The sequence below is a fragment of the Pseudoduganella aquatica genome (genome assembly GCF_009857595.1).
GTDB classification, from domain to species: Bacteria; Pseudomonadota; Gammaproteobacteria; order Burkholderiales; family Burkholderiaceae_D; genus Rugamonas; species Rugamonas aquatica_A.
In genome coordinates, this window is sequence record NZ_WWCU01000002.1 from 71,971 (window position 1) to 84,171 (window position 12,201).

Annotated in this window: 9 protein-coding genes; 8 read left to right on the forward strand and 1 reads right to left on the reverse strand. The window is 68.6% G+C overall.

What is annotated here, in order from left to right:
- Window positions 1-146 precede the first annotated feature (146 nt).
- Window positions 147-1,730, forward strand: a complete 1,584-nt coding sequence (locus GTP77_RS02225) for a methyl-accepting chemotaxis protein (protein ID WP_161070540.1) — start codon at window positions 147-149, stop codon at window positions 1,728-1,730.
- 12 nt (window positions 1,731-1,742) lie between these two features.
- Here GTP77_RS02225 and GTP77_RS02230 read toward each other — a convergent pair whose 3' ends face one another.
- On the reverse strand, window positions 1,743-2,660 hold the full coding sequence (locus tag GTP77_RS02230; RefSeq protein WP_161070541.1) for a LysR family transcriptional regulator: 918 nt from the start codon (window positions 2,658-2,660) through the stop codon (window positions 1,743-1,745).
- 111 nt (window positions 2,661-2,771) lie between these two features.
- Here GTP77_RS02230 and GTP77_RS02235 point away from each other — a divergent pair, with 111 nt between their 5' ends.
- The 7 genes from GTP77_RS02235 to GTP77_RS02265 all read left to right on the forward strand — a co-directional run bounded on the left by GTP77_RS02235 (window position 2,772) and on the right by GTP77_RS02265 (window position 12,197).
- Entirely contained in the window at window positions 2,772-3,863 is a 1,092-nt protein-coding gene (locus GTP77_RS02235) for an alkene reductase (RefSeq protein WP_161070542.1), read from the forward strand.
- A 115-nt stretch (window positions 3,864-3,978) separates the two neighbouring features.
- Complete coding sequence (locus GTP77_RS02240; RefSeq protein WP_161070543.1) at window positions 3,979-6,684, forward strand: bifunctional diguanylate cyclase/phosphodiesterase; 2,706 nt, start codon at window positions 3,979-3,981, stop codon at window positions 6,682-6,684.
- A 35-nt stretch (window positions 6,685-6,719) separates the two neighbouring features.
- Window positions 6,720-7,793, forward strand: coding sequence for a sensor histidine kinase (locus GTP77_RS02245; RefSeq protein ID WP_161070544.1), 1,074 nt, complete (start codon window positions 6,720-6,722; stop codon window positions 7,791-7,793).
- Entirely contained in the window at window positions 7,790-8,404 is a 615-nt protein-coding gene (locus GTP77_RS02250) for a response regulator transcription factor (protein WP_161070545.1), read from the forward strand. Before GTP77_RS02245 ends, GTP77_RS02250 begins: the two co-directional genes overlap by 4 nt.
- Window positions 8,405-8,482: 78 nt before the next feature.
- Complete coding sequence (locus GTP77_RS02255; RefSeq protein ID WP_161070546.1) at window positions 8,483-8,905, forward strand: response regulator; 423 nt, start codon at window positions 8,483-8,485, stop codon at window positions 8,903-8,905.
- A 35-nt stretch (window positions 8,906-8,940) separates the two neighbouring features.
- Window positions 8,941-10,509 carry a putative bifunctional diguanylate cyclase/phosphodiesterase gene (locus GTP77_RS02260; RefSeq protein ID WP_229202045.1) on the forward strand — a complete coding sequence of 523 codons (1,569 nt, stop codon included), beginning with the start codon at window positions 8,941-8,943 and terminating at the stop codon, window positions 10,507-10,509.
- 26 nt (window positions 10,510-10,535) lie between these two features.
- A complete protein-coding gene (locus GTP77_RS02265) occupies window positions 10,536-12,197 on the forward strand; it encodes a methyl-accepting chemotaxis protein (protein ID WP_161070548.1) in 1,662 nt (553 codons plus the stop codon).
- Window positions 12,198-12,201: the final 4 nt, after the last annotated feature.

Consider the following 12,201-nt stretch of genomic DNA (forward strand, 5'->3'; position numbering starts at 1 on the left):
GATTGCCCGTCTATCTGGACTAAGGGATAGATGCAACTCCCACTTCATTGCGCGGCGCGCAAAAATGTTCGGCGCGCGGCGCGTATTCCCCGGCGCAGGCGGCGCAGCTACAGTCGGTTCCCATCCCCACACTCCGGAGCGCCGTGATGAAACGCCTAACCTTTCAACAGAAACTCTGGCTGCCGCTGGCGGCCTGCCTGCTGTGCATCTGCGTCTTGTCGCTGCTGCACGCCTTTGAAACCCGCACCTTGCGCTATGAGGAGCGCAAGGCCAACCTGGCCGATGTGGATCAGGCCGCGCTGTCTATCGTGCGCGGCTTGGCCGCAGCGGCCAGGGCGGGAGAAATCAGCCAGGCGGAAGCGATGGCCGAGGCCAGGCGCGTGCTGCGCCATATCCGCTATGGGCAGGACGGCTACGTCGCCATCCTGGGGCTGGACGGCAGCGCTGTGCAAAACCCGGGCAACCCGGCCAACGACGGCAAGTCCATGCTGGATTTCCGCGATCCGGCCGGCCGCTACGTATTCCGCGAAGTGGCCAGCATGGCGGCTTCCGCCCAGGGCGAGGGCTATCTGTCCTATCTTTGGCTGCGCCCCGGTCAGAGCGCGCCGTCCGCCAAGTTGAGCCGGATAGTGAGTTACCAGCCGTGGGGCTGGGCTTTGGTGGCGGGCGTGTACACGGACGATATCGACGCCGCCTTCCACGCTTCGCTGTATCGGGCGCTGGCGGTGACCGCGCTGCTGTGCGCCCTGCTGGCTGCCGTGGTGGTGCTGGTCAACCGCAGCTTGCAGAGGGCGCTGGGCGGCAGCCCTGAATATGCGGTGGAGGTGGCGCGGCAGATCGCGGCCAACAACCTCGGCATGGCCGTCGCCACCGCGCCGGGAGACGAGGACAGTCTGCTGCACGCAATGAAAACCATGCAGCAGAACCTGGCCGGCATGATAGGGGCCATCAGCGGCAGCGCCGTCACCGTTGCCGCGGCCTCCTCGCAGATTGCCACCGGCAACCTGGATCTGTCGGCGCGCACGGAGAGCCAGGCCAGCTCGCTGGAGGAAACCGCCGCATCGATGGAGCAGCTCACGCAGACCGTGGCGCAGAACGCCGAGCATGTCCGGCAGGCCAACCGGCTGGCGGGGGAGGCGGGCGATGTGGCGCACCGTGGCGGGCAAGCAGTGGCGGAGGTGGTGCAGACCATGCACGCCATCCACGCCAGCGCCAGCCGCATCGAGGCCATCACCGGCGTGATCGACGGCATCGCGTTTCAGACCAATCTGCTGGCGCTGAACGCGGCGGTGGAGGCGGCGCGGGCCGGGGAGCAGGGCAAGGGATTCGCGGTGGTGGCGGCCGAAGTGCGCGGCCTGGCCCAGCGCAGTGCGGCCGCCGCGCGCGAGATCAAGACGCTGATTGACGGCGCGGTGCGCGGCATTGCCGAGGGCAGCGGCAAGGCCGCCCGCGCCGGCGGCACGATGGACGAGGTGGTGGCCAGCGTCACCCGCATGCGCACGGTGCTGGCCGGCATAGGCGAGGCGTCCAGCGAGCAAAGCACCGGCATCGGCCATGTTCACGCGGCCATTGCCGATATGGACGCGGCGACCCAGCAGAACGCGGCGCTGGTGGAGCAGGCCGCTGCGGCGGCGGGCAGCCTGAGCGACCAGGCCGGCGTGCTGGCCGCCCTGGTGGGCCGTTTCCGGCTGGCGCGCCAGCCGCTGCGCTTGCAGGGCGGTGTGCGCTAGCCGCCGCCAGGATCAGGTCAGCGGCTGCGCCAGGTGCTCGGCCAGCAGGTCGACAAAGGCCTTGATCGCCTGGGAGCCGCGCCGGTTGGCGGCGTACATGGCGTAAAGGCCGATTTCCATCTCGCCCGGATTGGCCTGGTAGCCGCCCAGCAGGGGCTGCAGCGTGCCGGCGGCCAGGTCGCCGCGCACCAGCCAGTCCGGCAGCATGGCGATCCCCACGCCGTCGAGCGCGGCGCGGCGCAGCATTTCCGAATTATTGATGGTGAGCGTGCCGCGTACCGGCAGCTCGGTGAAGCCGGCGCCGGCCTGCTGGGATTGCAGGCGCCAGCCGCGCCGCGCTACGCCGTAGGAAAACAGCAGGCAGTTGTGGCGCAGCAGATCCTCCGGCGCTTCCGGCGTGCCGTGCCGTTCCAGATATGCCGGACTGGCGCAAATGACGCGCTGGTGGCCGCTCAGGCGGCGCGCGATCAGGTTGGGCTGCTGCTGCGCCGCGCCGATGCGGATCGCCACGTCGATGCTGTCGTCCACCATATTGCTCACCGCATCGCTCAGGTGCAGGTCGAGCTCCAGCCGGGGATGGCGGCGTGCCAGTTCGCCCAGCAGCGGCGCGATAAACATGGTGCTGAACGTGACCGGGGCCGACACCCGCAGCAAGCCGCCGGCCTGGCCGTGGCGGGCTGCGGCCGCGTCGTCGGCCTGGTCCAGCTGCGCCAGGATGGCCTGCGCGCTGGCGTAGTACTGCTGGCCGCTGTCGGTCAGTGTGACCTTGCGCGTGGAGCGGTTCAGCAGCGCCGTGCCGACACGCTTTTCCAGCGCATCGACCAGCCGCGTCACCGACGACGCGGCCACCCCCAGCTGGCGCGCCGCCGGCGAAAACCCGCCGCTGGCCGCTACCAGGCAAAACGCCTTCAATTCCGCAAAACGATCCATCAGTGTTCCTTCATCTTTGCGCGCAGCGCAATGGTGTTGTCGGCCCCGCCCGGATTATCGGCGCGTCCCGGCGCCGCTACAGTGGCTGCATTCAATTACACGGAGCCGAATATGAAAAACATCCTGCAAACCATGACCCTGGGCGGCCTGCCCCTCAGCAGCCGCATCGCCATGGCCCCCGTCACCCGCTCCCGCGCAGGCGACGGCGGCGTGCCGACGGCGCTCAACGCAGAATATTACCTGCAGCGCGCAACGGCGGGGCTGATTATCAGCGAAGCCACCAATGTATCGCCCAACTCGGCCGCCTTCGAGCTGGCCCCCGGCATCTACAGAGAGGCGCAGCTGGCCGGCTGGAAGCAGGTCGCCGCCGCTGTGCATAGCCGGGGCGGGAAGATCTTCATGCAGCTGTGGCACGGCGGCCGCGTGGGCAGCTACGCGCTGCTCGACGGCCGCCAGCCGCTCTCGCCGTCCGGCTTCAACGACGACCTGGGCATGCTGCAGGTATATGGCGCGCTGCGCAACGGCTATTACACGCGCCTGGCGGCTTCGCCTTCGCGCGCCATGAGCGTGGCCGAGATCCACGAGGCGGTGGCCGAATTTGGCGCCGGCGCCGCCAACGCGCTGCGGGCCGGCCTGGATGGCGTGGAGATCCACGCGGCCAACGGCTACCTGCCGCAGCAGTTCCTCTCGCCCCATGTCAACCGGCGCAGCGACGAATTCGGCGGCAGCGTGGAAAACCGCGCGCGCTTCCTGCGCCTGGTGATCGAGGCGGTGCTGCGGGCAGTGCCGCCGGAGCGCGTGGGAGTGCGCATCTCGCCCTTTGCGCTGTATAACAATGCGCTCGACGAGGACGCCGCCGAGACTTACGCCTACGTTTTGCGCATGCTCGACAGCTACGGTATTGGCTACGTGCACGGCGCCGACACCAACGCCTGGGGCGGTAGCAGCGACATGGCGCAGCTGCTGCAGCTTATCCGCAGCAATTACGGCGGCGTGGTGATCGCCAACGCTGGCCTGTCGCCGGAGCAGGCCGAGCACCTGGTTGCCTTTGGGCGCGCGGACATGGTTGCCTTCGGCCGGCAGTTCATCGCCAATCCCGACCTGGTGGCGCGCATTGCCCGCAACGGCCCGTACAACGAGCCCGATCCGTTCAGCTTCTACGGCGGCGGCGCGCGCGGCTACACCGACTACCCGGCATTGTGAACATCACACTTTGGTATGAGGCGGCATACCAAGGTCTGATTTTCAGGCCGCCGTCCGCTATCTATAGTGGTCAGCATCCCGCAGCTTTGCGGCTTGTACCGATCCGGAGGGAGTCATGCCAGTCGAACTGTTAGCCCGTTGGCGCCGCCGTCCGCGCCGCGCCACCGCCGAGTGGCTGGTGCTGGCGCTGGTGCTGTTGATGAGCGGCCTGATGGCCGTGTATTTCATCTGGACCGAGCGCCGCCTGCTGCTCGGCTCCGACATCGAACGCATGCGCATGCAGACGCTGATCATCGACGAGAATCTGCAGCACCAGCTGGAGGGCGTGCGCAATGCGCTCGACAGCGCGCGCGCCGCCTTCGGCTCGCCGGGCAGCGTGGGCACCTGCGCCAGCGACTGCCGCCGCCTGCTGCTGCAGTCGCTCAAGCGCGCCATGCCGGGCGTGCGGGCGCTGGTGGTGGTGGACCGCGAGGGCCGCATCCAGGTGTCGGATGACGACCTGCGCGACGCCCGCCTGGACGACAAACTCTACACCAGCCAGGTGGCGCATATGCGCTCGCCGGACACACTGTACCTGTCGCAGCCCTACGAAAACACGCCCGGCGTGTTCAACATCAAGCTGTCGCTGGCGATGGTGGACGGCGCGGGGCACAATGCGGGCGCGGTCAGCGCCATCCTCAACCCCGAGTATTTCGATGCGGTGATGCGCTCGGCGCTGTACGCGCCCGATATGAGCAGCGCCATCACCGACGGCAGCGGGCGCCGCATCCTGTACGTGCCGGCCAACCCGGCGGCCATGCGCGCCGATGCCGCCGCCGATCTCTTTTTTCGTTATCATCTGCACAGCGCCTTGCCGCTGACGGTGCTGGGCGGCGACCGCCGCCTGGTGGTCCAGCGCACCATGGCGCTGCGCGAGCTGGGACTGGACAAGGCGCTGATCGTGAGCCTGACGCGCAGCCAGGACAAGATAGAGGCGGGCTGGCACAACCTGGCCTGGATCAGCGGCATGGCCTGGCTGCTGACGGGCGTGGCGGGGGCGGGCGGGCTGGCGCTGGCCCAGCGCCGCCGCATGGCGCTGGAGCAGCTGGCGCTGGAGGGCGAGGAGGAGCGCGCCGCCGCCGCCGAGCGGGTGGAGCTGGCGCTGAACGGCGCCAACCTGGGCCTGTGGGACTGGGACCTGGTGCGCGACGTGCGCACCGGCGACGCGCGCGCCGCCGCCATGCTGGGCTATCTGCCCGGTGAGCTGCCCACGGCGCCGGGCAACTGGCGCGCCCTGGTGCATCCGGACGACTGGGAGGCGCTGGACGCCGCGCTGGCCGGCCACCTGGAGGACGGCAGCCGTTCCTACGAAGCCGAGTACCGCATGCGCCACCGCGCCGGGCACTGGATCTGGCTGCAAAGCCGGGGCAAGGTGAGCGAGCGCGCGCCGGACGGCACGGCGCTGCGCATGGTGGGCACGCGCATGGACATCAGCGCGCGCAAGCTGGCCGAGGCGGAAATCGCCCACCTGGCGTTCTACGACGGCCTGACCAAGCTGCCCAACCGGCGCCTGTTGCTGGACCGGCTGGGCCACGCCATCGCCAAGTCCGAGCGCGGCGCCTGCCACGGCGCGGTGCTGTTCGTGGACCTGGACAATTTCAAGTCCCTCAACGACACGCTGGGCCACGAAATGGGCGACCGCCTGCTCGAGATGGTGGCCTTCCGCCTGCAGCAGGTCACGCGCGACAGTGACACCGTGGCCCGGCTGGGCGGCGACGAGTTCGTGATCCTGCTCGAAGTGCTGGGCGCGAGCGCGCAGGAGGCGGCGGCCCATGCCGAGGTGGTGGCGCAGAAGGTGGTCAGCGCGCTGAGCCTGAGCTATCCGCTGGACGGCCACGAGCTGCGCAGCACGCCCAGCATAGGCGTGGTGCTGTTCGGCGCGGGTAACCACACCATCAGCGACCTGCTGCGCCAGGCCGACATGGCCATGTACGAGGCCAAGGCGGCGGGCCGCGCCACCTTCCGCTTCTTCGATCCGCTGATGCAGGCGGCGCTGGACGCCACCGCCATGCTGGAATCGGACCTGCGCTTTGCGCTGGCGCGCGCCGAGCTGGAATTGCACTACCAGCCGGTGGTGGACGCGGACGGGCGGCCCACCGGCGCCGAAGCGCTGCTGCGGTGGCGGCATCCGCGCCGCGGCCTGGTGCCGCCGGCCGAATTCATTCCGCAGGCGGAAAAGAGCGGGCTGATTATCGATATCGGCGACTGGGTGCTGGCCACCGCCTGCCGCCAGCTGGTGCAGTGGCAGGAGTCGCCCTGCACGCGCGGGCTCACCGTGGCGGTCAATGTCAGCGCGCGCCAGTTCCGCCAGCCGGACTTCGCCGAGCATGTGCTGCAGATCGTCGCCGGCACGGGCGCCGATCCGCGCCTGCTGAAACTGGAGCTGACCGAAAGCATGCTGCTGGCCGACGTGGACGACATTATCGCCAAGATGGCGCGGCTGAAGGCCTGCGGCGTGGGCTTCTCGCTGGACGATTTCGGCACCGGCTATTCCTCGCTCAGCTATCTGCAGCGGCTGCCCATCGAGCAGCTGAAGATAGACCGCTCCTTCGTGCGCGACATGCTGCGCGCGCCGAACGCGGCCACCATCGTGCGCAGCATCGTCACGCTGGCGCACGGCATGGGCTTGTGCGTGGTGGCCGAGGGCGTGGAGACCCCGGCGCAGCGGGACGCGCTGTGCCAGATCGGCTGCGACGGGCTGCAGGGCTACCTGTTTGGCCGCGCCGAACCGGCCGATACTATACTTTGGTCTAAGATCATTCCCGTGGCGGTGGAATTATAATAAGAAGATATCACTCCGCATGGGAAGGGCAGGGCATGGTCAGGGTTCAAGGCAGCCCCTTGTTGTCGCTGTTGCTGGTCGGCCTGACGCTGGCCATATTCGCCGTCGACGCGTTTACGCCGCTGGATGTGGCCATCGCCGTCATGTACGTGGTGGTGGTGCTGCTCTCGGCCAGCGTGTGGCGCCGGCGCGGCGTGATACTCACCAGCGCCGTGTGCCTGGGGCTCACGGTGCTGGCCTACGCCTTTTCGCACGCGGCCATGTTCTCCGGCCCCGCCTCCGGCCGCATGGTGGTCAGCCTGGCCGCCATCGGCATCGTTGCCTACCTGGCGCTGCGCTGGCAGGCCGCCACCAATGCGCTGATCGCGCGCGAGGAAGCGCTGCATCGCTCGCAGTCGCAGCTGGCCCATGTCACCCGTGTAACCATGCTGGGCGAGCTGGCCGCGTCCATTGCCCACGAAGTGAACCAGCCGCTGGCGGCCATCACCACCAATGGCGGTGCGAGCCTGCGCTGGCTGAACCGCGCGGAGCCGGATTTGGACGAAGCGCGCGCCGCCATCGGCAGCGTGCTGGAGGAGGCGGGCCGCGCCAGCGAAGTGATACGCCGTATCCGCGCGCTGGCGCGCCGCAGCGATCCGCGCCACCTGCCGCTGTCGCTGAACGAGGTGGCGCAGGAAGCGGCGCGCCTGGTGCGGCGCGAGCTGGCCAGCCACCACGTCTCGCTCAACCTGGACCTTGCGCCGGACCTGCCGCAGGTATGCGGCGACCGCGTGCAGCTGCAGCAGGTGCTCATCAATTTGCTGATGAACGCCATGCAGGCCATGCAGCATTGCGCGCCCGGCGAGGCCTTGCTGCTGCTGCAGACCCGCATCCACGAGCAGGGCGGCGTGGTGTGCAGCGTGGCCGACACCGGCCCCGGCATTCCGCCCGAGCACCTGCCCAAGCTGTTCGACGCCTTCTTCAGCACCAAGGAGGAAGGCATGGGCATGGGCCTGCCGATCTGCCGCTCGATTATCGAAACCCACGGCGGCCGCATCTGGGCGGGCATGCCGCCGCGCGGCGCCATGCTGTGCTTTTCGCTGCCCGTCACGGAGGAGTGTTCCGCATGAACGTGTATATCGTCGACGACGACGCGCCGCTGCGCGCAGCCATTTCCAGCCTGCTGCGCTCCGTCGGCCTGCGCGTGTTCGATTTCGGTTCCGTGCCGCAGTTCCTGGCGCACCAGCGCGAGGAGGCGGCCAGCTGTTTGCTGCTGGACGTGCGCCTGCAAGGCATCAGCGGGCTGGAATTCCAGGCCGAACTCAATCGAGACGGCGTGTCCCTGCCGGTGGTCTTCATGACCGGCCATGGCGACATTCCCATGTCGGTGCGCGCCATGAAGGCCGGGGCGCTGGATTTCCTGGCCAAACCCTTCCGCGACCAGGACCTGATCGATGCGGTGAATTCTGCGCTGGAAGTGGACCGTGGCCGCAGGCAGCACAACCAGGCGCAGCATGCCTTGCAGGCGTGCTACCAGTCGCTCACGCCGCGCGAGCGCGAGATCATGGCGCTGGCCGCCAGCGGCTTGATGAACAAGCAGATCGCCGGCCAGGTGGGCACCAGCGAGATCACGGTCAAGATCCATCGCGGCAACGCCATGCGCAAGATGCAGGCGCGCACCTTTGCCGACCTGGTGCGCATGGCCGAGGCGCTGGGCATCGACACTGCACGCAAAGGATAATCTCTCTATACCCTTGTATGATTCCGCTACCAAGGCGCACACGGTATCTTGTTCCCATGCAGATTCAGGGAGTAAGCCGTGTCCAGTTCCACCACCAGCAGTACCAACCTTAGTGCCCGCGTAGCCATCGTCGACGACCACGACGCCGTGCGCGGCGCCGTCAGCAGTCTGCTGCGCTCCAGCGGCTATACCGTCACCGAATTCGATAGCGCCGAAAGCCTGCTGGCCGCCGGCGCCCAGCACGACTATAACTGCATCATCAGCGACCTGCAGATGCCTGGCATGAGCGGCCTGGAACTGCTGGAGCACCTGCGCCGCAACGGCTGCGGCGTGCCGCTGATTATGCTCACCGCCTTCCCCGAGCCTGCAGTGCGCCAGCGCGCGCAGCAGGGCGGCGCGGCCGCCTTCCTGAGCAAGCCATTCCAGTGCGACGAGTTGATGCACTGGGTTGCGCTATGCGTTGCCGAGTCCAACCCTTCCTCCGCCCCGTCCACCATCTAGGGAGCTAAAGCATGAGCACAACCATGAGCACAGCCATGAACACCGTTACGAGCAGCCTTCCGTCCGGCGCCGCGCCGCAGTTGCGCCTTCCGTCCGCGCCACGGCTGCGATGGAGCGCCTGCCATTCGCGCTGGGCCGCGTATGCGCTGCTGGTGTGCCTGATCACCGCCAGCGTGGCTTTATCTGTGCTGATAGAACGCTCGTCCGGCTCCGGCATGACGCGCCTGGTCCACCTGTTCGACATCGTAGCGCTGCTCACCGGCGCCTTCCTGCTGTACCACGTCCGTGCCCGCTTCCGCGTCGAGCAGCAGCTGGTGCACCAGGCCGGGCACGATCCGCTGACCGGACTGGCCCACCGCCGCTCCTTTGAAGCGCGCCTGCGCAGCCTGCCCGTGCGGCCGCACGCCGTGGTGCTGGGCACCATAGACCGCTTCTCGCGCATCGTGGGCGGCTATGGCCACGGCTTCGGCGACCGCATGATCATCGGCCTGACCAGCCGCATCCGCCAGGCCGCGGAGGCGCGCGGCGGCGAGGTGTATCGCCTGGACGGCGCCAACTTCGCTATCCTCTACCAGGGCCGTCTCGACAGCCCCGAATTCGACGCGGCCATCTCGGCGCTGCGGGCGGAAGTGGGCCAGCCCTACGTGTGCGAAGGCCACGAAGTGTTCACCACGCTGAGCCTGGGCGCCGTGTGCTACCCGCAGGACGGCGCCGAGCCGGAGATTTTGCTGAGGAACGCCGACGCCGCGCTGCAGGCGGCGCGCCAAGCCGGCGGCGACACGCTGGTGCATTACTCGGAAAGCTTGAACGCGCAGGCTGGCTTGCGGCTGGACCTGGAAGCCCAGCTGCGCCGCGCGGTGGAGCGCCAGGAACTGGAGCTGCACTACCAGCCGCAGCAATCGCTGTCCGACGGCGGCCTGATAGGCTTCGAGGCCCTGATACGCTGGCGCCGCGGCGAGGAGCTGGTGTCGCCGGCCCACTTCATTCCGCTGGCCGAGGAGTCGGGCCTGATCGTCTCCATCGGCGAGTGGGTGCTGGAGGAAGTGTGCCGCCAGCTCAGCCAGTGGCAGGCCGACAGCGGCCGCCGGCTGGTGGTGGCGGTGAACATCTCGCCGCGCCAGTTCGCCGCGCCGGGCTTCCTGGCGCATATCGAAGCGCTGCTGGCCAGCACCCATATTGACCCGTCCAGCATAGAGCTGGAGATTACGGAAGGGGTGATGATGGAGAACGCCGAAAGCGCCATCGTGCTGCTGCAGCGCCTGCGCGCACTGGGCCTGCGGCTGTCGATCGACGATTTCGGCACCGGCTATTCCAGCCTGGCCTACCTGAGCCGCTTCCCCATCGACAAGCTCAAGATCGACCAGTCCTTCGTGCGCAATATGGGCACCGTCAAGCAGCAGAGCGCCATCGTGCAGGCCACCATAGGCCTCGGCCACAGCCTGGGCATGACGGTGATCGCGGAGGGTGTGGAGACCGAAGCCCAGCGCGCGCTGCTGCACAGCTGGCAGTGTGACGAGATCCAGGGCTATCACTACAGCCGGCCCTTGCCCGCCCGCGCCGCATTGAATTTCCTGCAAGGCAGCGTGCAGCTGCGCGCCGCCTGAACCTATCCCCACACCGGAGACCGACAATGAACTGGTTCTATCACCTGAAGATTGCTCACAAACTGCTGGCCGCCGTGGCCGCCGTGATGGCGCTGACCGTGGCGCTGGGCGTGTTTTGCTTCCTGCAATTGCGGCATCTGCACAGCGTCAACAACGACATCACGCAGCGCTGGGCGCCTGCGGTGCGCAACGTGCTGCTGGTGAAATCCAGCCTGCTGCGCTTCCGCACCTACGAGCTGCAGCACGCGCTGTCGACCCAGCCGGTGGAATTCGACTACTACGAAGCGCAGATGAACGGCGAAATGGCGGAGATGCGGCGGGCGCTGGCGCTGTACGCGGCGGTGCCCAAGTCCGGCGCCGAGCAGGCCGACTTCGCCAAGTTCCGTTCCGCGCTGGATTCCTACGCCGCGGCGGTGCGCCAGGTGGTGCAGCTGGACCGCGCAGGCAACCACGCAGGCGCCATGGCGCTGCTGCGCGGCGAATCGCGCACCTATAATTTCGAGGCGACGGACCTGGTGGGGCGCCTGGTGGCGGCGGGAGAGCAGGGCAGCGACGCGGCGGCGGCCTCCGCAGCCGGCGCCTACGCCAAGTCGCGCAGCATGATTACCGCGCTGATCGCGGCCACGGTGGTGCTGGGCATGCTGATGGCGGCCTGGGTGGCGCGCCTGATCTCGCGGCCTTTGCAGCAAGCGGTGGACATCGCACGGCGCGTGGCGGGCGGCGACCTGCGCGCCGTGGCGGCAACTTGCTGGCGTGACGAAACCGGCGATCTGCTGCGCGCCCTGAACGGCATGAGCGCCCGCTTGCAGCAGATGGTGGGCCAGGTGCGCGGCGGCGCGGACACGGTGGCTGCGGCCTCCGCGCAAATTGGCGCCGGCAATGCCGACCTGGCCAGCCGCACCGAGCGCCAGGCCGCGTCGCTGGAGGAAACCGCCGCCACGATGGAGCAGCTCACCGTCACCGTGGGCCACAATGCCGACAAGGCGGAGCAGGCGCACGGCCTGATGGAGCGCACCGCCGCCGAGGCGCAGCAGGCCGAGCGCGCGGTGGGCGCCATGCTGGCCACCATGGAAGGCATAGACGCGTCGTCGCGCCGTATCGGCGACATCGTGGGCCTGATGGACGGCATCGCTTTCCAGACCAATCTGCTGGCGCTGAACGCTGCGGTCGAAGCGGCGCGGGCGGGCGAACAGGGACGCGGCTTCGCCGTGGTGGCGGGCGAAGTGCGCAGCCTGGCTCAGCGCAGCGCGCAATCGGCCAGGGAGATCAAGCAGCTGATCGCCGCGTCCATCGAACAGGTAGGCGAGGGCAGCCGCGTGGTGCGCGGCGCCGGCTCCGCCATAGGCGCGGTAACCGGCGGCGTGCAGCGCGTGGCAGGGCTGGTGGCCGACATCAGCTCCGGCAGCCGCGAGCAGAGCATAGGACTGCAGCAGCTCAACGCCACGCTGGCCGAACTGGACGGCGCCACCCAGCAGAATGCATCGCTGGTGGAGGAGTCGCTTGCCGCCACGCTGTCGCTGGGCGAGCAGGCGCAGCGCCTCACGCGCAGCGTGGACCTGTTCCGCCTGCAGGACGAGAAGCTGGAAGAAGGAGTGATCGACATGGCCATCTCCGCGCCCGCGCCCGCGCGCGGCGCCTTGCGCGGCGGCGCGGTGCGCCGGCCGGTCTACGTGGCGGGCGTGGTCTGAGCGT